We start from the raw sequence: 24,439 nt of genomic DNA on the forward strand, positions 1-24,439 counted from the left end.
AAAATAGTGCTTTGATTCGACAACTTTATAGCTTTTCACGAATGAATAGCTTCCTTAACTATCTTCCCATTTTGATTTTATGCCCACTTTGTCAAACAGCTCCGAAAGACTCAGTTGGGTTTCCCGGATGTCTTGCCAATCTTTGAGGATAACCCCGAGTGTAGATTCTACCAATGATTTTTCCAAATGAGTAATGTGCATCCCCGCCAAGGCTTGCGCCCAATCGAGCGTTTCGGCAATGCCCGGCACCTTATTGAGTCGTTGTTCACGCAATGCCTGCATAAAAGCCGTGATTTGCCGCGCCAAAGTGGCATCAATTTGTTCTACTTTGGACTTGACAATGGCGAGCTCTTTTTCAAAAGGCGGATAATCAATCCACAGGTACAAACACCGGCGGCGCAAGGCTTCCGACAATTCGCGGGTGCGGTTACCAGTCAAAATAACGTGCGGCATGTGCGTGGCTTTGATGGTTCCCAATTCGGGAATGGTAATTTGCCAATCTGAGAGCATTTCGAGCAAAAAACTTTCAAATTCTTCATCGGCCCGGTCTACTTCATCAATCAACAACACAGGCGACTTTGAATGCGTAAGCGCCTGCAAGAGAGGCCTTTTCAATAAAAACTTTTCACTAAATATCGTCTTCTCCAACGCTTCTTGATTCCGTCCGTCTTTATCATTCTCCCCCATTTTCAGGAAAAGCAATTGGTGTTGATAGTTCCATTCATAAATGGCGTGGTGGGCATCTAGCCCTTCATAACATTGCAGCCGAATCAGGTCGGTGTTGAGGGCTTGGGCCATCACTTTGGCAATCTCGGTCTTACCCACCCCCGCAGGGCCTTCAATCAAAAGCGGTTTATTGAGCTGCATTGCCAAATACACCGACATAGCCACGTATTCGTCGGCAATGTAGCCGCGAGATTGAAGCAGGGTTTGAACGGAGGAAAGCGTATGACTGGGTATATTCATTGGAAAGTAAAAACGTAAAATCAGGGCTGATGATTAATGCAGTGTCCGTATGCGTAATGATTTACTCTGGAAACTGCGTTTTGTCAATACCCGGTATAATCCGAAGGGCATTTTTGTAATAGACTTTTTTCAGCACCTCATCCGACAGCCCCATGCCGTACATCCGCCAAAAAGCGTGGTATTTTTTGTGATAAGGGAAATACTCATCTTCGGTTTCCAATACCCTAAAATACGTGGCGTATTCGGAAGGAACCCAACTATCTTTTCCAAACAAAATTCGGTCCTGCCATTTGTTAAAAAACGCTTTTGCGGCACGCGGCTGACGGCCTAATTCGGCAATCACCGCCCCGATTTCGACGTTCATATTTGGAAATTTCTGCATCAAGCTATCCAATTTTTTCAAATCATTGGGATACCAACCCATGTGCGCATTAATAAAGGTAGTTTTGGGATGGCGCGCAAAAACCGCGTGCTGTTCGCGCATCAATGAATCAAACGGTACGGGGTCATTATTGCTTCGTTTACGCCCGGCGTGGGTTTTGAGTTCCAGCCAGCGCTCATTGTACCGATCCATAGGGTCCCAAAAAGACTTCGGGTCGGCGGTGTGGATGATGACAGGAATCCCCAATTCTCCGCATTTGGCCCAAAGTGGATCTAAGCGCGGGTCACTGACGGCCACGCGTTTGCCATCGGTATCTTTTACGCCGTTGAAACCCAGATTTTTATATACTTTCATGCCTACGGCCCCCGCTTTTACATCGTCTTCTATTTGTTTGGCCGCACGCGCGCCCCAGCCTGGCGAGCCGATGTTTTTGAGTTCGGGGTTCGTAAAAACCAGAAAGCGTTTCGGATAATTTTTACGGGCATTGGCTAGGGCTCCGTTGATGGTAGCGGTGCCTTCCTCCCACTCTTGCGAAAATCCACGCCCGCTCAGGTTGACCATGATTCCCATGTTAAGGGCGTCCATGTCGGCTACCAACTTTGACAAATCTTGTGAATTCATCCGGTATTGGTGGTTGTGAACGTCAATAAATGGAAACTTAGAGCGGGTAACTTTGTGCTCTGCTACTTTAAGTGTTGAGACTGGATCGTACTCTTCAAATCCGAGGGGCGGCTCAATCGTTTGGGCCATGCCCGTCAACACTCCGAGAAACAAAACACCGCTTGCCAGTATTTTCATAAGATGGAATTTTAAGAAAGGGTTAATAAATAGGAATTAATCTTTATAAATCAGCGCTACGCAGTGCGCCGCAATGCCCTCTTTACGACCCACAAAACCCATCCATTCGGAGGTTGTGGCCTTGATAGAAATATCTTCTTCGGGAATGTTCATCACTTTCGACAAACACTCCTTCATGGCAGGAATGTGCGGATTGAGTTTTGGTTCTTGCAACACAACTGTGGCATCTACATTGCCCACTTCGAAGCCCGCTTCGCGAATCATTTCCATCACTTTTGCCAATAACAACTTACTGTCTACGCCTTTCCATTGCGGGTCTTTATCGGAAAAATGATAGCCGATATTGCGCATATTGGCAGCCCCCAACAATGCATCACATATCACATGACAAACCACGTCGGCATCTGAATGGCCTTTGGCCCCGTGGGTGTGCGGCACTTTAATACCACCCAACCAAAAATCCCTGCCTTCTTCCAGTTTATGAACGTCGTATCCCGAACCAACTCTAAATTTCATTCTTTATAACCATTATTTGTTACATTCTAATCAATTTCTCTTCCTAAACCATGGCCGCTCTGTAATACAGGGTAGAACAATTTTCTTTTAGCAACAATTCTTTCGCTTTGTTTTGAATATCCTCCACCCGAATTGCCTGTATTTTCTCTGCTTCTTGATTAACCAACTCTGGATTGCCAGCATTGGCTGCAAAGGCCAAGTTCATGGCACGGTTGAGCAGCTCTATTTCCGAAAATGCCAACGTAGACTCGGCCTGATTTTTCACTTTGGCCAACTCTTGCGCAGGCAACTGAATTTCGACCAACTCTTGCAACACTTCTTCAATGGCGGCATCGGCTTCTTCCAAGGTGACACCCGCGTTTAAATTTCCCTGCACCACCAACAAGCCTGGGTCAATCGATGAGGTAGTATACGCATTGATATTGGCAAACAAGGGGCGTTCTTTCAATAATTTCTGGTACAAACGGGCCGATTTTCCACGTCCCAACACATCTGTCATTAAATCAACTGTATAAAAATCATCAGCAAAACGGCCTGAAGTGTGGTATGCCTTATAAATGGCATTGAGCGGAACTTTTGCTTCAATTTCGGCAAACCGGGCCTTTGTTTGGCGCGGTTCTTGGAGCAAATTTCGTACATATTTTTCCCCTGGAGCAATCGGACCGAACCATTTTTCGGCTAGTGCTTTTATTTGGGGCACGGTCACATCACCCGCTACCACCAAAATCGCGTTGTTGGGTAGGTAATATTTATAGAAAAAGTGACGTACATCGTCCAAGGTAGCATTTTCGATGTGGCTGATTTCTTTGCCGATGGTGGCCCAACGATACGGATGTACCTCATAAGCCAAAGGGCGTAGTTTGAGCCATACATCACCGTAGGGCTGGTTGAGATAGCGTTGTTTAAACTCCTCAACCACTACCTTTTGTTGTACTTCCAAAACTTTTGGGTCAAACGACAAGCTCATCATGCGGTCGGATTCGAGCCAAAAAGCAGTTTCAAGATTGACCGCAGGAAGGGTAATATAATAATTGGTAATATCAGGCGAAGTGAAGGCATTGTTTTCGCCCCCTACTTTCTGAAGCGGCTCATCGTAAGCCGGAATATTTTGGGAACCGCCAAACATCAAATGCTCAAAAAGGTGAGCAAAACCCGTGCGATTTTCTTCTTCATCGCGAGAACCGACGTTGTAAAGGATATTGACTGCCGCCATCGGCGTAGAATGATCTTCATGAACGTAAACTTCCAGCCCGTTGTCAAGGGTAAAATGCGCGTAATGTATCATAGTGTAATAAGTTCACAGTCAACTGGCTAGCAACTGGAGTCAGGTAAAAATAAATGAGTCGAGTAAAAATCTGTGAATCTTTCCCGGAAAAAACAAAAATCAATAAACTCTTTATTGGTGATTTAACGTTAAGAACAAAGCTAATGGTTTCAAGTTGAATGCCAAAAATTAGCCGATTCTATCTATTTGTTTGTCCGTTAACAGCCACATGAAACGAATTGTTTTTTTTCTATTTTTTCTTATTCCTCCATTTGCCAAAGCACAACTTTTATACGATGCGCCCACCCAAAATCTGGTTTTGGAAGCCATCGACCATATTTACAACTATGAGTTTGGTGCGGTTGAACCTTTGGCTAGGCAAATCAAGGCAAAATACCCCAATCACCCCGTCAATCCGTTGTTGAAGGCCATCCAATTGCATTGGCAATATCTGCCCGTCAAAGACAATAAAGCCATGAGCGGGCAATACCAAAGCTATCTGCAAGAGTGCTTAAATAAGGCAAAAGTGCTGGAAAAGGACGCAAAAACGCGCCCTGAAGCGGCGTTTTTTTCGATGGCTGGCCACGGGTATATTGCGTTGATTCACAACTACAACGACGACAAAATCAAGGCGGCCTCTGAAGGGAAAAAGGCCTATAACTACGTCATGGATGGCTTTAAATACATGGAGAGAAATCCCGAATTTTATTTTTCATCGGGACTGTATAATTACTACGTGATTCGCTATCCCGAAGACCACCCCATTGTGAAACCCCTGATTCTTTTCTTCAAAGATGGTAGCCGCGAAGAAGGGCTTCGCCAAATGGATATTGCGGCCCGAAAAGGCATATTTACGCGTACAGAATCGGCTTTTTATTTAGCCCGAATTTTTTTAAAACATGAATTACGCTACGAAAAAGCTTCAAATTATTTATCATCACTGTCACAAAAGTACCCAAATAACCCCGTTTTTCTGATGAAAAACATTGAAGCACTCTTGCTTTTGGGGCAGTACGAAGAGGCAGAGCCGTTTTTGGAAAGATTTAAACGAAGAACTGACAAATTTTTTCCCATTGCCGCCCACACATTTGAAGGAATAGTGGAAGAAAAGCATCTCAAACACGACGGCGCAGCGGCCAAAGCCTATCAGGCAGCACTCAGGCAGCCTTTTGATTCTGAGTATACCAAGGAATACCACGCATTTGCCTACGCAGGATTGGCCCGCATTGCCCTGCGTGCCGGCGACCGTGCCAAAGCCACCTTGTATTACAAGAAAGCAGAAGAACTTGCTGAATACAAGGCGCTTATCAAGGAAATAAAAACATATTTAAAGTGACATTATTCTTCCAGTTTGCTCAATGAAGCCGAAAGTAAAGGAGCTATAGGTGCCGCTTTCGCCTTCCATTGCCCATTTTCCTTTTCAAATAGGGCACCGCTTTGTGCAGTAATTTGCAAGTTTCCGTTGGTGGCTCGTTTTACATTAATGAGCGTTTCGGCCGTTGGGGAAACTTCCTCATTCCAACTTGTTCCATCCCAAAACAGCAGGGTTCCGTTACTTCCAGCGACCCATCCGTTTTTAGTATCCTGAAAATAGACGGAGAAAAGATTAGCCGTACTGAAAATAAGTACCTCTCCCCATTTTTCCCCATCCCAGTGCAGCAGGGTGGCGTTTTGTCCTACGGCCCATCCATCGTTTGTATTCACAAAATGAAGGGCGTTTAATCGAGCTTCTGCATTGGCGCCAGCATCTTCCCACGTTTTTCCTTCATTATGAGAGGCTTGTATCTTCCCCTCCTCATTCAACCGCCAAATTTTAGACGAATTTTCACTGTTTTGCGCCCATGAAACAGCGCTAACCATAAAAACAACAATCCACAAAGTCACAAATCTCAACATAATTTTAGGTGGTTAGTATCACGTTAACACCCTCACCACATAAATCATGCCAGAGCTATTGTAATGCTACTAATGCATCAAAATCTTCCGCCAATTTTTGACTTAAACGGTCGAATATCTCCGTAAAACGGGCATATCGTTCGTGGTTTACGGGGTTGGGTTGATACGATTCTACCGAACGAATGGTTTTAGCGGCCGCTTCCAAATCTGGATAAACACCCAAGTGCGTCAACGCCAGCAAAGCCGCACCAGCACTGGCACTATCATGCTTGTCATTGACATACACTTTCTTGCCAAAGACATCCGACAATACTTGCGCAAAAAGCGGTAAAGTAGCATAAGTACCGTTAATGTAAAGATTTTGAATGGAACGATATTGCTGGAGAAGCTTACCGATGCTATGCATTTCATAAATAATTCCTTCAACGGTAGCGCGGATAAAATGGCGGCGCTCATGGGTAATGTTCACACCAATGTACGCCCCTCGGGCGTTGGCGTTCCAGAGCGGGGCACGTTCTCCCAATAAATATGGCAAAAACAGCATCCCCCCCGCACCGGCGGGCACTCGTTCGGCTTCAATCAAGAGTTGATTAACGGTGTATTCCAAGTCTAAGTGAATGCCCGAAGCCCCAAACTGCTGCACAAACCATTCAAAAACAACGCCGCCATTATTCGTCGGCCCGCCTGAAATATACGTTCCTTCATTTAATAAATAGTTAAAAAACCGCTGTTTAGGGTCTTTGATAACTTGTTTGCCCGCCACACGCATGGCACCGCTCGACCCAATGGTGATGGTGGCGTCGCCTTCGGTAACTACACCCGCCCCCAAGGTAGCAAAACACCCGTCGCTCGCGCCAATGATAAGTTTGGCCGCGCTGGTCAGTCTAAAAAGACGCACATACTCTTTTTTCAGTTTTAACTCAGAATAATCAATCGGGACCAATTCCGACAACTGGTGCGGTTGAATCCCCGCGTAGTTTAGCGCCCGTTCTTCCCACTGGTGGGTATGAATATTGAACAGTCCAGTTGAGGAAGCAATACTCTGATCAACAACCAGTTGCCCCGTCAATTGGTAAATAATATATTCCTTGATGGAGATAAACTTATAGACTTTTTCAAACCAAGTAGCGGGCGTATGGGTACGAAACCAACGGATTTTAATCAACGGCGACATCGGGTGCACCGGCGTTCCTGTTTGTTCATAAATCAGTCGGCATTCGTCAGAATTTTTGAGGGCATTGGCCTCGTCACGGCCCCGATTGTCGGCCCAAATAACGGCATTTCTAAGCGGAACCCCCTGTTTATCAATGGGTAAAACGCTATGCATCGACGCCCCAAAAACCAGCGCCACGGGCTTGTGTTTTTTGGTCAATTCATCGTTCAACAGGCTTTTCAAGGCGTACAAAACCGTCAGAAAAATTTGTTCGGGGTCTTGCTCGCTGTAATTGGGCTGCGGGTGAAACGTAGGGTACGTTCCCTGACGCCAACCGATGAGATTGGCCGCTTGGTCAAAGGCCGATACTTTTACTTTGGTAGTACCAATATCTATGGTTACAATACAATCCATTCGTTAAAAGCTGTGAATTGTGAATGAAAAATTTAGTGATTTGAACTTGTTTATTGTCTAAATCTGGCTGTAGTATTTTTTTATTGCGTGCCTCGTTTCCGAAACTGCCCAGGCGTGTAGCCTGTGAGTTTTTTAAACGTGGTTGAAAAATGTTGTGAGGAATAAAACCCCGTATCCAAGGCGATGTCGGTCAGGCTTTTGGCCGTTTGTCTCAATTGTTTCATGGCCTCGGCTATTCGTATATTTATGAGGTAGTTGAGCGGAGAAAAACCCGAAAAACTTTTTACCTTCTCCGTAAAAGCCGTACTTCCTAAGCCCACCACCGCCGCCATTTCTTCGACCGTCCATGGGTGGTCAAGGCTATTACGAAGCAGTTGCTCCAGCTGCGCAAAAGCCTGCGGAAAATCACGGCGCTGATTTTGTTGTTGACTGAGCTGTCGTACAATTGTAACTAAAAGTTCATCCAGCAGCTGATTGACACGGGTTTGATAGGCAAATTCAGCCTGTTTCACTTCAGTTTCAATTCGTTGAAGTAAATCACAGACCCATTTAAAATTGTTTAAAACCATCGGAGCTTGGGTCATAAACAACCTACCCATCAGCTTTTGCTCAGCTTCTGCAATGGCCGACCATTCTCCCAAAAAAAGTTCTTTAGAGGGCTCAAAAGACGCAGGTTCGATGGTAAGCCACGCCAAACTGCCGATTTCGAGGGTATTGGTCGGGCTACCATAGCCGTGCCACGGGCACAATACAACCACGTCGTTTGGGTATAGCACATGGCGTTGATGCTCAATCAGCCACTCAAATTTTCCTTCCAGAATACATACTATCTGTAGCCCTCCCCTGACCCGTACGGGCCATTCGTCCAATCGCACCGTTGGGTTTTTAAGCCGTATCAATTCCTTGATATGCCGAAATTCAGTCATCGAAAAAATGGGCCAGTTTAGTAAACTCATTAACCAAATCTTACATTATTAATTTTTTTAAATAAAACATCAAAATATTGCAAAATTCTACATCGTCTAATCGTAGAAGTTTTTTGCACAATTCTGTGTTTTTTTTGTAGTCAGTTCAATACCCTAAATTTTACTGAACAAACAATTTTACTTTAGAAAGATGAGAAAACGATTACTCTTGCTTCGAGCTACCCTGCTATTGACAGCTCTCCTTGCCCTAGCCCCTATGCTCCGGGCCCAAATGCGCATTACGGGAACCGTTACCAACACCGCCGACAAATCGGCCTTGGCAGGTGTATCTGTACTTGTAAAAGGAACCAACACGGGTACTTCTACCGACGGAAACGGAAACTATGCCATTACAGCCTCCTCGGGTGCCACTTTGGTCTTTAGTTTTATTGGCTACGGCTCCAAGGAAGTTGCCATCGGTAACCAAACCAAAGTGGATGTTTCATTGGCAGAAAGCGCCGAAGCCCTCCAAGAAGTTGTCGTGACGGCTCTTGGAATCAAAAAAGAAGCCAAAAAGCTTGGCTATGCTACTACAACGGTTAATTCGCAAGCCCTTACCGAAAACCGTACCCCCAATTTCATAAATACCCTGCAAGGCAAAATTGCGGGCGTCAACATCTCGGGGCTTGGTACTGGACCTGCGGGTACTTCCAAAATCAGGATACGGGGACAGTCGTCTATTTCGGGTCAAAACAACCCCCTTATTGTGGTAAACGGTGTGCCCATTGACAACACTAACTTTGGTACCAACCCAGGCAACGCGGCTTCCGACAACTCTATTGGTGTGCGGGGAGGTGGTAATACCTCCGATGGTGGCGATGGCCTTAGCTCCATTAACCCCGACGACATCGAGAGCATGACTGTACTGAAAGGTGCCACAGCTGCGGCGCTTTATGGTAGCCGCGCCAAAGACGGGGTCATCATGATTACGACCAAAACCAAAGGCGATAGCAAGGGCATCGGCGTAACGGTAAACTCCAACTACACCAACGAAACCCCGCTCGATTTTACGGACTATCAGTATGAATACGGTCAAGGAGAAAACGGTGTACGCCCCACCGCCCCCAACCCTACCTCAGGACAGTGGTCGTTTGGTGAGAAAATCCAGCCTGGTATGACGCACATATTATTTGACAACGTGACTGTTCCTTATGAGGCCCAACGCAATCGGATTCGGAAATTTTTCCGTAATGGCTCCAACTTCACCAATACGGTATCATTGGCGGCAGCCTCTGAGAAAGGTGGTTTTAATCTGTCATTTGCCAACATGGACAGCAAAGGAATTGTGCCTAATAACAGCTTTAACCGCAAAACCATCAACTTGGGCTTTGCGTATGACTTATCTAAAAAGCTAAGTTTTTCAGGAAACGTTAACTATTCAAACGAATATAACAAAAACCCGCCAAACATCGCCAATCAAGACAACTCTATCCCTACAGCGATTTACAACATGGCCAATACCATGCCGTTTGATTTGCTCGAAGCCAAAAAATATAATGCCGCCGGCAATGAGTACATTTATTCGCGCTTCATGAACCGTACCAACCCTTATTTTACGTTGGCCGAGCAGTTTCAGAACATTCGCCGCGACCGGATTTTTGGTAATATTTCAATCAAATATAACCTTACCCCTTGGCTGTTTGTACAGGGGCGTGTAGGACAAGACTACTGGAGCCGCGACCAAGACTACAACAATTTTCCTACAGGACAAGCGTCATTGGCGGCGGCACCTGCGGGTTTTGTCAACGGTGTTTATACCCAAGAATCGCGTAGATTTAGAGAAACCAACGCAGACATCTTGATTTCGGCATCCAAAACCTTCGGTGATTTTGGCATTGACATCAACGTCGGAGGAAATCAGATGTACCGACGTTCTGATTTGAACTCCACTCAAGTAACCGATTTTGTGGTGCGCGGGCTATATACCGTTATGAACGGACGGGTCAAAGACCCAATCTACGGCTTATCGGAGCGTGCCGTCAACTCCATCTACGGGTCGAGTGAGTTTTCGTACAAAGACTTTCTGTTTTTGAACGTTACAGCACGAAATGACTGGTTTTCAACGCTTTCTCCAGAAAACCGCAGCATTTTATACCCTTCTATTTCGGGTAGTTATGTTTTCTCTCAGTCCTTTGAAAATATCCCCAATTGGCTTAATTTTGGTAAAGTGCGCGTAGCTTACGCCGAAGTGGGCAGCGACACCGACGTATCGCCTTACTCCAACAACTTATTTTACGGCATCAACGCCAACTTGTTGACCAACCCCGCCGGGGCTGCCCAGCCCGTAGGTGGCTCGTCAGGCAATACACTACCCAACGCCAACCTCCGACCCATGCGGGCTTCGGAAAAAGAAGCAGGTTTGGAATTGAAACTGTTTAAAAATCGTGTAACACTTGATGTGGCCGTGTATCAGAAAATCACGACCGACCAAATCGTGTCGGCCCAAATCTCCGACGCATCGGGTTTTATCAACACGCTGATCAACAGTGGCCGCAGCCGCACCAACGGAGCAGAAATGCTACTCGGTTTAGTCCCCATCAAAAATGCTGACTTCCAGTGGGATTTGACCCTCAATGGTTCTTATAACAAAACCAACGTGCTTAGTCTTTTGACCGATACCCCTGGTGAAAGAATCACGGTGGGTACGCACGTATTCAACGGAGAACTACGCCAAGTGGTAGGACAGGAAATGGGCCAGATTTACGGATTCGGTTTTAGAAGAGACCCGCAGGGGCAAATGGTATTTGGGGCCAATGGCCTACCGCTCCGCACCGCCGACCTGATTTCTTTCGGCACGGCATTACCGCGTTGGATAGGTGGTATCAACAACTCTTTTAATATTAAAGGCGTCAACCTTTCGTTCTTGATTGACTTTAAACTGGGCAATACTGTTTTGTCGGGTACCAACTTCAACGCCGTACGCCACGGTTTACACAAAATGACCCTGACGGGCCGAGAAGGTGGTGTAGTGGGCGTGGGCGTCAATGAAAAAGGCGAGACCAATACAGTTAAGGCACCAGTGCAGGATTATTGGTCAGTGGTGCGCTCGCAAGCCCTCATCGAACCCGTTATTTATGATGGCGGCTATTGGAAGCTTCGTCAAATCACGGCAGGCTATGATTTAACGAAGTTTTTACCTAAAAATGTTGGTATCAAAGCTGCACGTATCAGCCTTGTAGCCAACAACGTATTTTTGCTCAAAAAATGGGTTGATAACATTGACCCTGAAACCTTCGGCTACTCGTCAGACAACCTTGTGGGCATGGAATCAACGGGCTTGCCTTCCACACGCAGTTTGGGCTTTAACGTGAACCTGAAATTTTAAGCCAAACCCCCAAAACCCCCGAGGGGGCTTAATCATTCTCGGGGAAATTTTCAAAACTGATATATACAATGAAAAAAATACTTAAAAAATTGGCCTTTTCACTCCCCCTTTGGGCGGCAGTCGCTACTGGGTTGGGGGGCTGCGACCAAGGTTTTGATGAGCTCAATATCAACAAAACGGCGGCCACGGCCATTAACCCCGCGTTTATTCTCAACAACGCGGTTGTCAATTCGTCTTATACCACGGGTACAATTTGGTACGAAGCAGGTATTGTACAACAAATGGTAACTCCCAACGAAGGGGTTTTGGCAGGGGCCAATTTCAACCAAGACATCCGCGACAATACGGTGCAAAACTGGCAGAAATACTACCGCACGGTAATCCGACACACCCAAGATGTGATTGATCAGACTAAAGCCCTGCCCAACCGCAGCAATTTGACCAATATGGCGCGGATTCTTCAGGCACACGCCTTTATGATTCTAACCGATAGCTACGGGGATGTCCCTTATGCAGATGCCGCAAAGGGGTATACCTCACAAGTTTTCCTCCCGAAATACGACACCCAGCAAACTGTATATGCAGGTATCATCAAAGAGTTGACTGAAGCCTCCGCCGCGTTGGATGCGTCTAAACCCATCGAAACCGCCGATATTTTATACGGTGGTAACGTGGCCCTTTGGAAAAAATACGGCAACTCGCTGTTGCTTCGGGCGGGGATGCGCCTAAGCAAAGTAGATGCGGCCCAAGCACAGCAGGTAGTGGGCCGGGCGGTCCAAGCAGGCGTAATGGAAACCAACACCGACAACGCGATGATTCGGCACGACGCCAACTATGTAAATGGAATTGGAAACACGCTCAATGCCACGGAGGCCGCCAACGTATATTTGGGAGCGCCTTTTGTTGATTATCTGAAAGCCACCAACGACCCCCGCTTGCGTTCCATCGCAGTACGTTACGTGGGAGCCAAGTCAGGACCAGAGCAAGTAGCGGCCCGGGCCAGCACTGATCCAGCCGTGCAAACGGGTATGCCTTTTGGGTTTAACAACAGTACCATTGCCACCCAAGTAGCCCTCAATAAATTTGCGAGTTTTTACGAATTTACGCAGTTGGACCGCACCCGCATGGGCCGCAACCAAGCGCCTACTTTTCTGGTAACCGCCGCCCAAACACAACTGCTGTTGGCCGAAGCCGCCCAAAGAGGCTGGGTTACGGGTGCTACAGCCGAAGCTTACTATAATCGCGGAGTGCGCCTACACATGGAACAATTGGCCATCCACGATGCCAACTCAGCAGTACCTGCAGCCGCCATTACAGCTTATCTGGAAGCCAATCCCTTCAGAGCAGCAACGGCGCTGGAGCAAATCAATACTCAATATTGGATTGCCTCTTTTCTGAACGGGCCAGAAGCATTTGCCAATTTCAGACGCAGCGGTTTCCCTAAATTGACGCCCAATCCGTTTCCGGGAAAAGCCATCAAAGGTGACTTTATCAGACGCCTAACTTACCCGAACTCAGAGATTTCGGTCAATAGCACCAATGTCAAAGAGGCCATTAGCCGGCAAGGAGCCGACGATTTGGATACCAAAGTGTGGTGGGACAAATAAAATTTAAGTAGTGAGTAGTGGGTATTGAGTCATGAGAATTCTATTTTTGTTTTTCGAACGATTCAATATCCACCCTATCTATCTACTCAATACTAACTTTTCAATACTTACAAGATGCAAATCGGATTCGTTGGCCTTGGCAAAATGGGCTTCAATTTGGCGCTAAACCTGCATCGTCATGGCTATGAAGTGGTAGCCTACGACGTTGCAATCGACAACATTAAGAATATATCGCTCGAAGGCGTAACTCCCGCTTACAGCCTCGTCGAAATGTGTCAACAGTTAGACGGTCGAAAAGTAATTTGGCTAATGGTTCCTGCCGGTAAGCCCGTTGATGATTGTATTGAATTGCTGGTTCCTCATCTCGATCAACACGACATCATCATTGATGGTGGAAACTCTAATTTCAACGACTCGGTACGCCGCTACAACTACCTCAAATCCAAAGGCATAGACTACTTAGACTGTGGCACTAGCGGGGGGGTTGAGGGCGCTTTGTACGGCGCTTGTACCATGATTGGCGGCGAAGATGAAGTGTTTAACCACTGCGCGTCTGTGTTTAGAGATATTTCGGTAGAAAACGGCTATTTGCACGCAGGTGGCCCAGGAAGCGGTCACTTTGTAAAAATGGTGCATAATGGCATCGAATACGGCATGATGCAGGCCATTGCAGAAGGCTTTGAGGTGATGGAGCAATCCAAATACGACCTCGACCTGCAACAGGTAGCGCGGGTGTTCAACCACGGCTCGGTCGTACGGAGCTGGCTCATGGAACTCGTCGAAAGTGCTTTCTCAAAAGACCCAAAATTAGATACCATCAAAGGAGTAATGCATTCTTCGGGCGAAGGAAAATGGACGCTTGAAACCGCCCTTGATATGGGGATTCCTACCCCAGTCATTGCGCTATCGTTGATTATGCGCTACCGTTCGCAGCAGGATGATACCTTCACGGGCAAGGTGGTGGCCGCCCTGCGGAATGAATTTGGCGGCCATGCCGTCGAAAAGGTTGTACCATAAGCTCATTATAACCCCTTACAAAAGTCCCTGCTCAAGCATGTGCAGGGACTTTTCATTTAGAATACAACCATGAGCCGTTAAAAAATCACAATAGCCACCGAAAAAAGAACCAATAAAACAATAATGTAAATGCTAACCTTATTCATATACGTAACAGTTTAGTGCGTTATAAGTGGATAAAAACGACGACCTAATGCTATAAAAATTTAAGAATCTCTTTCTGAAATCGTTCCGTATCCTGAATGTGCGGAATGTGCCCCACCCCTTCCAACTCTACCAACTTCGAGCCTTTTATTTGCTGATTTGCTTTTTTACCCAAGACTGGATAATTCCCATGCGTTTTTTTCTGCTCCGCAGTCAGGTATTCTTTCCCTACCACTGTTCTGTCGGCTTGGCCAATAATCAATAACGTTGGCACCGATATATTCCCCAATTCATAAACCACAGGCTGCTCATAAATCATCTCATAAGTAAACGCATTGACCTGCGCCGTTTGTGGAAATACAGGCTCAGAAAGTGCTTCGGCCTGTGCTTTTACGTATTGTTCATACGCAGGTTTCCAAGCGGGATAATAGCTCTGCTGGTATTTTTTATACGATTCGTAGGTGGCATTTTTTTCTTTCTCAACCAATTTTTCATGGGCTTGATAAGGGACAAATGTTTTATAATCTTCTAAGCCAATGGGGTTTTCAAGGATTAATTTTTCGACCATTTCGGAATAAAGTAACGAAAACCGAATCGCTAACATCCCGCCCATTGAATGACCAACAATGACGGCTTTGGGTATTCTCAACCCCTCCAACAACTGCTTGGTATTGGTTGCCAATAAGTGAAAACTATACTGCACGTTTGGCTTATCGGATTTGCCCCAGCCCAATTGGTCGGGCACAATGACGCGGTAGCCCTGTTTAAGCAGCCCAGGGATTACTTCTTTCCAATAATAACCGTTAAAGTTTTTGCCGTGTAACAGAACTATGGTTTTGCCCGTATTAACCACGGGTGCTATGTCCATGTACGCCATTTTCACGGGCTGATTTTCCAACATAAACGAAAAATAACGCACTTCATATGGATAGTCGACTTGGAAAGAACTCTTTAGGAAACCGACAAAAAATAATAGACTAATAAAAAAATATTTTTCAAACATGACTTTTCAAAGTTTATTCAAACACGAAAAGTTGCTAACATGGAAAAAAGTCCCCATTCTAAAGGGGCGTAATATTCCCACTATGCCACACATTTATCCATTGACATACTTTTTTAGCACCCTTCTAACGTTGTAGGTATACGTATTTTATATAATCCTCCAAAAGCAGTGCCAATCAATGAAAATATCCCAATTGTTTTGATACAGAAGATAGCCTTTGGGTTGTGAAGAAGATTATTTAAAAACCATGTCGCTGACCCTCCCCAGATTAGGGAAAGGTTTTATAGGCACCAAGAAGAAAACACAATATTGCGAGAGACTTTTTTAGCGGCTGATAAAGTCAATTACTGCTTTTAAAACAGACGTTGTAAAGGGGGCTTTTAGATAAGCCGTTTTACCTGCTTCGCTACTTGGGAGCAACAGCGTTTCGTCAGACGTTCCCAACATAATAATAGAAATTTCCTTATTCAGTTCGCGGGCGGTTGAAAGAATCGAATTGCTCAATGAATCATTGGCAATAATGATGGTTGATTGAAGCATTAATATGGTCATTCTGAGCGCCTCCTGAGGAGTGCCCGCCGCCCTGAAAACTTCATAGCCGGCTTCTTTAATCATATTCTCAATATGAGGAATATTGTCAAGCTTATCCTCAATTAAAAGGATTTTCCCATTCAAAGCACTCATAGATTAAGGGTAAAGTGTGTACTCAAAAGCAATCAAACAATGAATGTAAGTGTTTAACGAGAATGGCTTGAATGCCCTTTTGGGTTTGTTGATGATAAAACAATAATGCATGTATTAACCCTTATAAGACATCAAGGATGTTTCATTTCGCTGAAGTATAGTGCAAGGTTCTAATTTCGATTCTAAAAATCAAATTTCCCCCCCTTTAAACATACCAATGCTACCAAATAGTTATCAAACGGTATATAAAAATCAACGAATCGTATTTTTCACATCTTGATTCCTCCCCAAAACCCTGAATAAAAAAGCCTGCTTCCCATTGAAGAAAGCAGGCTTTAAACGACTATTTTTTTTCTATTTCCTCAATTTTATACACTTGAATTTCGGTGACGTAAATCATCTTATCTTTTTTGTTCTTGTACGTCCGGTAGTTAATCTTTCCTTCTACCGAAAGCAGCTTACCCTTGGCCGCCATCCGCTTACACACGTCCGCTACTTTTCCGAATGCCACGATGTTGTGCCAAGTGGTATTGGTCACTTCTTCATTGTTTTTATTGGTGTAGCTTTCGGTCGTTGCCATCGTAAAAGAGGCCAATTTGCCGTTGTCGAAATCCCGTACAATCACTTCGTTTCCTACGTTGCCAATCAATGTTACCTTGTTCATGTTCCTTACAGTTTTGTGTTTATTGAATTTGTTCCCGCCAATGGTTTTACCCCGAATTGACGATACAAAGGTGGTGGATAGGCCAAAAACGATTCGGTTAGTACACGTTTCCAGTTGGATAAAAACAATTGTAAGCGTTTACAAACGAATAATACTTCCCTCCCGAAAAAGAGACTGAATGAACGCAGATTTTATTTCCTGCCAATGAATTAAAAATTTACATTTACTTATAAAACCAAATGAACCTAGCGAACTATGAGAATTTTACGTCAAACAGCCCGATTGCTGTTCTTAACGGTCTTTTTGGCCGTTCAATTTGCCCACGCCCAAACCAATTATTACTTCCCTAAAGCCACCAAGTTTGACCCCACGGTTCCGACTCCCGAAAAGTTTCTGGGGTATGCCATCGGGTCGCACTATACGCGGCATGACCAAATTGTGGGTTATTTCAGAGAATTGGCCAAAGTAAGCAACCGCGTCCATGTGCAATCTCTCGGTAAAACCTACGAAGAAAGAGAGCAAATCGTGGTCACTTTTACCGCTCCCGAAAATTACAGCCGCTTGGAAGAAATCAGGAAAGAGCACATCACTACCGTTGACCCTTCCAAACCCGTATTGAGCAGCAAAGCCCCCGTGATTGTCATGCTGGGCTACAGCGTCCACGGTAACGAAGGCTCCTGCAGCGAGGTGAGTTTACTAATGGGGTATTATTTAGCCGCCGCGCAGTACGGAGAAACCACCCAATGGCTGAAAGAAGCGGTCATTTTTATTGACCCTTCCCTCAACCCTGACGGCAGAGACCGCGCCGCCAATTGGTTCAACAGCTACAAATCCTTCCCGCCCGTAGCCGACCCGCTGGACAAAGAACACATGGAAGTGTGGCCCAACGGGCGCACCAACCACTATTTTGCCGATTTGAACCGCGACTGGCTCAACCTCGTCCACGTAGAAAGTCGCAATCGGGTTGAGTTTTTTCATCAGTGGTACCCCAACGTTCAGATTGATTTTCACGAAATGGGTGCCAACGCTACATATTATTTTGAACCTACTCCCAAACGGCACGAAAGCCCGATTATTCCGCAGTTCATCTACGATGAAAATGCGATTTTTGCCAAATACCACGCCAAAGCCTTGGATGAAATAGGTTCGTTGTATTTTACCAAAGAAAACTTTGATAACCTCTCCCCCATTTACGGCTCAACCTACCCCAAGTTTTACGGCACCATCGCGGCTACTTTTGAGCAGGCAGGCAGCGGCGGGATGATGAAAGAAACCGCCAATGGCCTGCTTACCTTTCCCTTTACCATCCGCAACCACTTGGCCACGAGCTTCTCGTCCCTGAAAGCCGCCATCGCCGAAAAAACAAACCTGTTCAAAATTCAGAAAGACTTTTTCAACTACGGACTGGAGCAGGCAAGGGCAAATACCGCCAAAGCCTATGTTTTCGGGGACAGCCGGGACGAATCCCTTACTCAAAAATTTCTGGGTTTGTTGTTGCAACACCGCATTCAGGTCTATGACCTTGCCACCAACACCACCGTAGAGGGAAAAAGTTTTGAGAAAGGAAAAGCCTACCTCGTTCCGGCAGAGCAGCCCAATTTTCTGGTTATCCATTCTTTGTTTGAAGAAATCAGTCTGAAAGACAGCCTTTTCTATGACAATACGGGCTGGAGTGTGATTCATGCGTACGGATTGCAATACGCCAAACTCAAAACGAAAGAGATAGCCAAAGGCGCACCCGTAACGGCAACGATACAAGCCAAAGGGGCCGTAGAAGGCGGGAAATCATCGTATGCTTACCTTCTAAACTACACTGAATACAACGCCGCAAAGGCACTGTATCAGTTGTTGGGCAAAAATATTTTAGTAAAAACGGCCTTTAAACCCTTTACGGCGGCCATCAACAACGGCAAAAAATCCTTTGGCTACGGCACATTGGTGATTCCAGTGGCGGGGCAGCCGCTCCCGGCCGATTCGCTCTATGCGCACCTGCAACTCATTGCGGCCGATTGTAATGTGCGTTTTACGGGTATCTCCACGGGTTTTAGCGCCGGAGGGATTGACCTCGGCAGCAACAACATCAAAACCGTTCGCAAACCCGAAGTGGCGTTGGCGTTTGGGCAGGGTGTGACGGCGGGGGAAGCCGGTCAGGTTTGGTTTCTGCTGAGTCAGCAACTGGGGATGCCTGTGGTGAAGCTTGACCTGCAATATTTTAGGCAAGCGACGTTGAAAAAATACACCACCATCGTGTTGCCCGGCGGAAATTACAGCGCCTGGGACAAAGCGGTAATCGACAAGCTCAAAGCATGGGTGGCCGATGGCGGTACGCTCATTACTTTTCAAACCGCCACGGCTTGGGCAGTCCAGAATGAGTTAGTAAAGGAAAAATTGGCCGACTCCGACGAAAAAGCACCCGCTCCCAAAGGCACCAATGCCACCGAACGACTTGATTTTGTGAGTAAACAGGATGTTGAAGGCTCGAAGCGAATCAACGGCGCTATCTTTTTGGCCGACATTGACATTTCGCATCCAATTGGGTTTGGACTCAGCGACCGCCGCCTTTTTATTAACAAAAATGGCCCGACGCTACTGCAAAAAAGTACCGACAAGTACGCTACCGTGGCCCAATACGCCGAAAAACCCTTCATAAACGGCTACGCCTCGAAGCAAAACATCGGCAAAGTAAGCAACAGCGCCGCCATTATATTAAGCACGACGGGCAACGGACGAATCGTACTGTTTGCCGACGACCCAACCTACCGCAGCTACTGGCTCGGCACTACCCGTCTGTTTTTCAACAGTATTTTCTTCGCCAATCTTGTCGAAGGCGGTGGAATGTTTGGCGCCGAAGCGGAGAAGTAATTGAGTATTAGAAGCGTAAAAGTGGGCAGCAGCAAAATCGCTGCCCACTTTTTATTTTGGGGGGTCTGAAAATTTACAATGGCTTTTGAGAACGGTTTCTCAAAACCGCTCTGAGGTTGCTCACAACCTCGTTTTTGGAAAAGTATTCAGATTCACTTCATCCATTCCAAACCCAGAAGCGCCAGCCATAAATTTTAAGGCCGCCGCCTTGCATTTGGAAGCTCATAAATACCGCTTACAATCGTTTGCAAACGGGTAGTATTTTTGTAACTTGCAGGTATATGGGTGTTATGGCTCATTTTAAAAGACCGACACGAAACAACAAAACGAAACTGAATTGAAAGATAAAAAATACATAATCGGACTGACAATAATTTCCCTGACCTTTTTGGTTTCGCTCAATCCGTATTTGCTAATTTTTACTGTTCCTGTTTTTATTTTCGGAGTTGGAGTTTTATGGTTTAGTAAGTCAAAGATTTTGACGAAAACACTTTGGACAATTTTACCATTAATATTTTGGTATCCTTTGATGCATTTGTTTTTTTATTTATCAGGTATTATTGGAACAGCGACCGCTCAAAAACTTGACTTTAACTTTCCTGACAATTTTAAAGGAAAGGCAATCGTAGTTCAGCAAATCGACTGCGGACAAGAAATTATCAAAAAGGACGGAAGAGAACAACTAAACTTTCCTGAAAATGGAATTTTGTTGTATAAGGGTAAAATAGAAAGTGGATACATAAACCACCAATATTTTTACTTGACTAAAACGGGTGACAGGACAAAAATTCCTGAAAGAGCAAACTATATGTTTTGGGAAGATGCCAAGACAGTAACAAGCAGTTCAGAAGTTGGTGTTTGGTTTGAAGGTATGGGAATGGCGACACAGATTCCACCTGACAAACTATCTGAATACAAATACTTGGAAATGATAGTTTCTTCCAAAGACAGTTTGGAAAAGTATTATGACTTTCAATACAACAAACAGACAGACAGTTTGAAATACGAAATAATGAAACAATGCAGATAAGAAAAACGAGCCATAACATCGGTTTGGCAATATGGCGGCTGAAGTGCTTCTTTGAAACATTTGTGCAAGGTTCAACGGCAGTAATTCTATTGAATTTTTGTGCTAAAAATCCGCCCGTACGCCAAGCTGCAAACCGCTGGCAATAATTGGACTAGCTCAACAAACAATGACTCGTAAATTTACAAATTAAAGAATTTAAATAATTATCTGTAATGACGAAATCCAATTATTCAATCCTAGCATTAATTGCTGTTCTATTCCTTTGTATGAGTTGTCAATCAAATAGTGGAGCTGACAACGCAGATTACAATCGAAAACTCGTGCTCAAGTGGCAAGATGCCTGGAACACTGGCCAAACAGAAAAATTAAGTGAATTTGTGGCGCCTGACTTTATCTGCCATTATTTAACTGATGTTGAATGGAGCGGTATTGAGGGAGCTAAAACTGAAATCACAAATTGGAGAAAACTATTCCCTGACTGGCATGAAGAAGTGGTTGATTTTATTATTGAGAAAGATAAGGTGGTAATACGTTATAATTCCACGGGAACACATTCTGGAAACTATGAAGGAATTGATTCCACTGGGACCAAAGTTATGATCTCAGAAGTCTCAATTTTCCGAATAAAGGATGGCAAACTCGCAGAACAATGGTGCTTCCCAGATGATTTAGGTTTAAAGAATCAATTGATAAAATCCCTAAAATCGAATTAGCATAAAGACTTGTAACCGAGTAAAGTTACATCTACCAAACCTTTAGTATCGATTTTAAAAAATAGCATGAACATTTAAAAACATGACAAGAATACTTCAATCGGTTAGTGTAATATTTTTATTATTACTTTTTTTCACAAACTGTCAGACCTCAAAAAGTTCGACGGATGCTCTTAGGAGCAACATTCAGCAAATCGTATCAAGCAAGAATGCGATTGTTGGTGTTTCAATTATCGGGAACAACGGTAAAGACACCATGTCGCTACACGGAGATAGGCGATTCCCGATGCAAAGCGTATTTAAATTCCATATTGCATTAGCAGTTTTATCGGAGATTGACAAAGGAAAACTATCCTTAGACCAGAAAATAGAAATACGAAAAGATGAACTTTTACCCAAGGACTTTTGGAGTCCACTCAGAGACGAAAACCCCAACGGTGGAGTTTTTACCATTGAAAAATTAATTCAATATTCGGTTTCAAATAGTGACAATACCGCTTGCGATGTTTTAATAAGACTTATTGGAACGCCTAAAACGGTGGAAGAATATTTCAAAAAAAACAACATTCAGGACATACAAATCACCTACAATGAAGAAGAAATGCAATCAAAGTGGGAAAATATGTTTCAGAACTGGACAACACCAAAAGCAGCAAGTGAGACGCTCAAGATGTTTTATGAGAATAAAAACAATTTGCTTTCAAAAAGTAGCTATGATTTCTTTTGGAAAACCAATATAGAAACAACAACTGGCGAAAATAGAATAAAAGGGCAATTACCAAAAGGAACAATTGTTGCACATAAGACAGGTTGGTCTGGAACAAATAAAACAACTGGAATTACGGCTGCCGTTAACAATATAGGTATTGTTTTTTTGCCAAATGGTGAATACTTTATTATCAGTGTTTTTGTGAGCGAATCAAAAGAAAATTTTGATACAAACGAGAAAATTATAGCCGATATCGCAAAAGCAACTTATGACTTCTACACGGCAAATACTAAATAAAAACGGCTGGTATTAGCCGTTTTTTAAAACCTACATTATTTTACAAAAAGAAATCAAATCACGCAACCTTAATCAATCAATGCCTGATAATTGTCCCAATTGTAATAAAATTATTACGGAAAATTTTTGCTCTTTTTGCGGGCACCAAAAATCTATTGAAAGAATTGATGCCAAATATGCTGGTCAGGAAATATTAAATTTAGTAGGATATGAGCGAGGTTTTTTATTTACCGTTAAAAATCTACTAATAAAGCCTGCTGAAACAATCAAGCATTTCCTTTATATAAATAGAAACACGGTCACAAAGCCACTTACTTTTCTAATTTTATCATCTGTTATCTATACCTTAATTTCACATTATCTACAAACAGATGTAGTGATTGACCAGCGTATGAAGAATATGTTGGGTAATTCAAGTGTGTATTTAATGAATAAATGGATACAAGAAAACTACGGCTATGCAAACCTGTTAATGATATTACCGATTGCTTTTTTTTGCAAGTTATTATTCAGGAAATACCAGTACAATTTTTTTGAAGTAGTGGTTATCATCTGCTTTGTGATGGGTGAGGGAATGCTAATACTTTCAGTGCAACAAATTTTCAATTATTACCTCAACAGCTCTTTGGTCGACAATGCTTTTTATGTGATTGTGTTTGCTTATATTTCTTGGGCCATAAGCGTAGTTTACGATAAAAGCATAAAGAATTTTTTCATGGCATTGGCCGCTTATCTTCTTGGCATGATTAGTTTTCAAATGATAACAACAATTCTAGCTGTTCTTTATGATATCGCTATGAAAAAGTAAGAAAAACACTGTTAATGCTAGAGTAATCCAAAGAATAACAATAACTTAATTACAATTACACTAAAAGACAATAATTTTTAAATTTGTAGCTTGCTAAAATACTATGGACAAACGGTTTACGGACATAATTCAACTTATTAAACAATCTAGGATTAATGCGATAAAAGCCGTAAACGCCCAATTGATTAACCTTTATTGGAATATTGGAGAATACATCAGTAAAAAAATTGAACAATCTGACTGGGGCGACTCTGTGGTGGCAGAATTAGCTAAGTATATTCAACAAAACGAACCCGAAATAAAAGGATTCTCCGATAAGAATATTTGGAGAATGAAACAGTTTTACGAGACTTATAAGGACTCTCCAAAACTCTCAACAGTGTTGAGAGAAATTAGTTGGTCACATAACTTGGCGATATTTTCAAGGTGTAAAACTATCGAAGAAAGAGAGTTTTATCTAAAACTTACCAAACAAGAAAATTATAGTTTTAGAGAACTAGACCGTCAAATATCCGCAAGCCTTTTCGAGCGGACAATGATTGGTAACACAAAACTATCAACAGCGTTGAGAGAAACCAGTCAAGACACTACAAATACATTTAAAGATAGCTATGTTTTTGAATTTCTGAATTTATCTGAGCCACATAGCGAAAGTGATTTGCAACGTGGACTTGTTAGACAGATGAGAAATTTCATTCTCGAACTTGGTAAAGATTTTCTGTTTATTGGAGAAGAATACAAATTACAAGTCGGCAACAGCGATTTTTATATTGACTTGCTTTTCTATCACCGTGGACTACAATGCTTGGTCGCTTTTGAACTCAAGGCAGACAAGTTTAAGCCCGAACATTTAGGACAGCTTAACTTCTATTTAGAAGCATTAGACCGTGACGTGAAGAAACCCAATGAAAATCTCAGTATTGGAGTGTTGTTGTGCAAAGACAAAGACAGCGAAGTTGTGGAATATGCTCTAAGCAGAAGCCTATCACCAACAATGGTTTCAGAATACAAAACACAACTACCAGACAAGAAGATTTTACAACAGAAATTACACGAACTGTTTGACAATGAAAGTGATAACAAATAGACCAAGCGCAAACCTTTGAACAATTTAGGCATTGAAAGGCAGACTCAACATAATATATGATACCCGATTTTCAAACAATTATGCTTTCGTGAACCAAAATCAATGGTAAAATCGAGCCAATAGACAACTGAAGTA

The 24,439-nt window shown here is 43.8% G+C and carries 20 protein-coding genes; 10 read left to right on the forward strand and 10 right to left on the reverse strand.

The annotated features are described in order from the left end of the window. Nucleotides 1-54 precede the first annotated feature (54 nt). The 4 genes from GVN20_RS06200 to GVN20_RS06215 form a co-directional block, all read right to left on the reverse strand. Entirely contained in the window at nucleotides 55-960 is a 906-nt protein-coding gene (locus GVN20_RS06200) for an AAA family ATPase (protein WP_409033838.1), read from the reverse strand. 67 nt (nucleotides 961-1,027) lie between these two features. Further along, nucleotides 1,028-2,146 (reverse strand): amidohydrolase family protein, encoded by a 1,119-nt coding sequence (locus tag GVN20_RS06205; RefSeq protein WP_166557501.1) that lies wholly within the window; start codon nucleotides 2,144-2,146, stop codon nucleotides 1,028-1,030. 36 nt (nucleotides 2,147-2,182) lie between these two features. Next, the gene (ispF, locus tag GVN20_RS06210) at nucleotides 2,183-2,662 is read right to left on the reverse strand and encodes a 2-C-methyl-D-erythritol 2,4-cyclodiphosphate synthase (protein ID WP_166557502.1); all 480 of its coding nucleotides are present in this window, start codon (nucleotides 2,660-2,662) and stop codon (nucleotides 2,183-2,185) included. Between the two features lie 43 nt (nucleotides 2,663-2,705). Beyond that, nucleotides 2,706-3,947: a pitrilysin family protein gene (locus tag GVN20_RS06215; protein ID WP_166557503.1), complete on the reverse strand. Its 1,242-nt coding sequence runs from the start codon at nucleotides 3,945-3,947 to the stop codon at nucleotides 2,706-2,708. 208 nt (nucleotides 3,948-4,155) lie between these two features. Between GVN20_RS06215 and GVN20_RS06220 the strand changes: the two genes are divergently transcribed. Continuing rightward, on the forward strand, nucleotides 4,156-5,262 hold the full coding sequence (locus tag GVN20_RS06220) for a tetratricopeptide repeat protein (protein ID WP_166557504.1): 1,107 nt from the start codon (nucleotides 4,156-4,158) through the stop codon (nucleotides 5,260-5,262). Between the two features lie 2 nt (nucleotides 5,263-5,264). On the opposite strand, the gene GVN20_RS06225 is transcribed toward GVN20_RS06220, so the two are convergent. The 3 genes from GVN20_RS06225 to GVN20_RS06235 all read right to left on the reverse strand — a co-directional run bounded on the left by GVN20_RS06225 (nucleotide 5,265) and on the right by GVN20_RS06235 (nucleotide 8,315). Then, on the reverse strand, nucleotides 5,265-5,822 hold the full coding sequence (locus GVN20_RS06225; RefSeq protein ID WP_166557505.1) for a YCF48-related protein: 558 nt from the start codon (nucleotides 5,820-5,822) through the stop codon (nucleotides 5,265-5,267). Between the two features lie 55 nt (nucleotides 5,823-5,877). After that, nucleotides 5,878-7,389 (reverse strand): gluconokinase, encoded by a 1,512-nt coding sequence (locus tag GVN20_RS06230; RefSeq protein ID WP_166557506.1) that lies wholly within the window; start codon nucleotides 7,387-7,389, stop codon nucleotides 5,878-5,880. 80 nt (nucleotides 7,390-7,469) lie between these two features. Next, complete coding sequence (locus GVN20_RS06235) at nucleotides 7,470-8,315, reverse strand: AraC family transcriptional regulator (RefSeq protein WP_229598986.1); 846 nt, start codon at nucleotides 8,313-8,315, stop codon at nucleotides 7,470-7,472. 190 nt (nucleotides 8,316-8,505) lie between these two features. On the opposite strand from GVN20_RS06235, the gene GVN20_RS06240 reads away from it, so the two are divergent. From GVN20_RS06240 to gnd, 3 genes are all read left to right on the forward strand, one after another. Further along, nucleotides 8,506-11,679 carry a SusC/RagA family TonB-linked outer membrane protein gene (locus GVN20_RS06240; protein ID WP_166557508.1) on the forward strand — a complete coding sequence of 1,058 codons (3,174 nt, stop codon included), beginning with the start codon at nucleotides 8,506-8,508 and terminating at the stop codon, nucleotides 11,677-11,679. Nucleotides 11,680-11,747: 68 nt separating this feature from the next. Then, nucleotides 11,748-13,286 carry a SusD/RagB family nutrient-binding outer membrane lipoprotein gene (locus GVN20_RS06245; protein WP_166557509.1) on the forward strand — a complete coding sequence of 513 codons (1,539 nt, stop codon included), beginning with the start codon at nucleotides 11,748-11,750 and terminating at the stop codon, nucleotides 13,284-13,286. Between the two features lie 114 nt (nucleotides 13,287-13,400). Further along, the gene (gnd, locus tag GVN20_RS06250) at nucleotides 13,401-14,303 is read left to right on the forward strand and encodes a phosphogluconate dehydrogenase (NAD(+)-dependent, decarboxylating) (protein WP_166557510.1); all 903 of its coding nucleotides are present in this window, start codon (nucleotides 13,401-13,403) and stop codon (nucleotides 14,301-14,303) included. Between the two features lie 196 nt (nucleotides 14,304-14,499). On the opposite strand, the gene GVN20_RS06255 is transcribed toward gnd, so the two are convergent. The 3 genes from GVN20_RS06255 to GVN20_RS06265 form a co-directional block, all read right to left on the reverse strand. Next, on the reverse strand, nucleotides 14,500-15,366 hold the full coding sequence (locus GVN20_RS06255) for an alpha/beta hydrolase (protein ID WP_310586811.1): 867 nt from the start codon (nucleotides 15,364-15,366) through the stop codon (nucleotides 14,500-14,502). 408 nt (nucleotides 15,367-15,774) lie between these two features. Further along, nucleotides 15,775-16,134, reverse strand: a complete 360-nt coding sequence (locus tag GVN20_RS06260; protein ID WP_166557512.1) for a response regulator — start codon at nucleotides 16,132-16,134, stop codon at nucleotides 15,775-15,777. 343 nt (nucleotides 16,135-16,477) lie between these two features. Continuing rightward, complete coding sequence (locus GVN20_RS06265) at nucleotides 16,478-16,798, reverse strand: single-stranded DNA-binding protein (protein WP_206023213.1); 321 nt, start codon at nucleotides 16,796-16,798, stop codon at nucleotides 16,478-16,480. Between the two features lie 255 nt (nucleotides 16,799-17,053). Between GVN20_RS06265 and GVN20_RS06270 the strand changes: the two genes are divergently transcribed. The 6 genes from GVN20_RS06270 (at nucleotide 17,054) to GVN20_RS06295 (ending at nucleotide 24,304) form a co-directional block, all read left to right on the forward strand. Further along, complete coding sequence (locus GVN20_RS06270) at nucleotides 17,054-19,660, forward strand: M14 family zinc carboxypeptidase (RefSeq protein ID WP_166557513.1); 2,607 nt, start codon at nucleotides 17,054-17,056, stop codon at nucleotides 19,658-19,660. Between the two features lie 337 nt (nucleotides 19,661-19,997). After that, nucleotides 19,998-20,690: a DUF6843 domain-containing protein gene (locus GVN20_RS06275; RefSeq protein WP_166557514.1), complete on the forward strand. Its 693-nt coding sequence runs from the start codon at nucleotides 19,998-20,000 to the stop codon at nucleotides 20,688-20,690. Between the two features lie 212 nt (nucleotides 20,691-20,902). Continuing rightward, a complete protein-coding gene (locus GVN20_RS06280; RefSeq protein WP_166557515.1) occupies nucleotides 20,903-21,403 on the forward strand; it encodes an ester cyclase in 501 nt (166 codons plus the stop codon). Between the two features lie 82 nt (nucleotides 21,404-21,485). Beyond that, nucleotides 21,486-22,409 (forward strand): class A beta-lactamase, subclass A2, encoded by a 924-nt coding sequence (gene bla, locus GVN20_RS06285; RefSeq protein ID WP_166557516.1) that lies wholly within the window; start codon nucleotides 21,486-21,488, stop codon nucleotides 22,407-22,409. A gap of 79 nt (nucleotides 22,410-22,488) precedes the next feature. Beyond that, entirely contained in the window at nucleotides 22,489-23,217 is a 729-nt protein-coding gene (locus tag GVN20_RS06290) for a DUF3667 domain-containing protein (RefSeq protein ID WP_166557517.1), read from the forward strand. A gap of 103 nt (nucleotides 23,218-23,320) precedes the next feature. After that, nucleotides 23,321-24,304, forward strand: coding sequence for a YhcG family protein (locus tag GVN20_RS06295; RefSeq protein WP_114065603.1), 984 nt, complete (start codon nucleotides 23,321-23,323; stop codon nucleotides 24,302-24,304). Nucleotides 24,305-24,439 lie beyond the last annotated feature (135 nt).

The organism is Runella sp. CRIBMP (assembly GCF_009905605.1).
Lineage (GTDB): Bacteria > Bacteroidota > Bacteroidia > Cytophagales > Spirosomataceae > Runella.

Bases quoted from the DNA above. Each gene is read 5' to 3' on its own strand.
- GVN20_RS06235 (WP_229598986.1), bottom strand. From the start codon at position 8,315: ATGACTGAATTTCGGCATATCAAGGAATTGATACGGCTTAAAAACCCA.
- GVN20_RS06205 (WP_166557501.1), bottom strand. From the start codon at position 2,146: ATGAAAATACTGGCAAGCGGTGTTTTGTTTCTCGGAGTGTTGACGGGC.
- GVN20_RS06225 (WP_166557505.1), bottom strand. From the start codon at position 5,822: ATGTTGAGATTTGTGACTTTGTGGATTGTTGTTTTTATGGTTAGCGCT.
- ispF (WP_166557502.1), bottom strand. From the start codon at position 2,662: ATGAAATTTAGAGTTGGTTCGGGATACGACGTTCATAAACTGGAAGAA.
- GVN20_RS06280 (WP_166557515.1), top strand. From the start codon at position 20,903: ATGACGAAATCCAATTATTCAATCCTAGCATTAATTGCTGTTCTATTC.
- GVN20_RS06245 (WP_166557509.1), top strand. From the start codon at position 11,748: ATGAAAAAAATACTTAAAAAATTGGCCTTTTCACTCCCCCTTTGGGCG.
- GVN20_RS06290 (WP_166557517.1), top strand. From the start codon at position 22,489: ATGCCTGATAATTGTCCCAATTGTAATAAAATTATTACGGAAAATTTT.
- bla (WP_166557516.1), top strand. From the start codon at position 21,486: ATGACAAGAATACTTCAATCGGTTAGTGTAATATTTTTATTATTACTT.
- gnd (WP_166557510.1), top strand. From the start codon at position 13,401: ATGCAAATCGGATTCGTTGGCCTTGGCAAAATGGGCTTCAATTTGGCG.
- GVN20_RS06270 (WP_166557513.1), top strand. From the start codon at position 17,054: ATGAGAATTTTACGTCAAACAGCCCGATTGCTGTTCTTAACGGTCTTT.
- GVN20_RS06220 (WP_166557504.1), top strand. From the start codon at position 4,156: ATGAAACGAATTGTTTTTTTTCTATTTTTTCTTATTCCTCCATTTGCC.
- GVN20_RS06240 (WP_166557508.1), top strand. From the start codon at position 8,506: ATGAGAAAACGATTACTCTTGCTTCGAGCTACCCTGCTATTGACAGCT.
- GVN20_RS06260 (WP_166557512.1), bottom strand. From the start codon at position 16,134: ATGAGTGCTTTGAATGGGAAAATCCTTTTAATTGAGGATAAGCTTGAC.
- GVN20_RS06215 (WP_166557503.1), bottom strand. From the start codon at position 3,947: ATGATACATTACGCGCATTTTACCCTTGACAACGGGCTGGAAGTTTAC.
- GVN20_RS06265 (WP_206023213.1), bottom strand. From the start codon at position 16,798: ATGAACAAGGTAACATTGATTGGCAACGTAGGAAACGAAGTGATTGTA.
- GVN20_RS06295 (WP_114065603.1), top strand. From the start codon at position 23,321: ATGGACAAACGGTTTACGGACATAATTCAACTTATTAAACAATCTAGG.
- GVN20_RS06230 (WP_166557506.1), bottom strand. From the start codon at position 7,389: ATGGATTGTATTGTAACCATAGATATTGGTACTACCAAAGTAAAAGTA.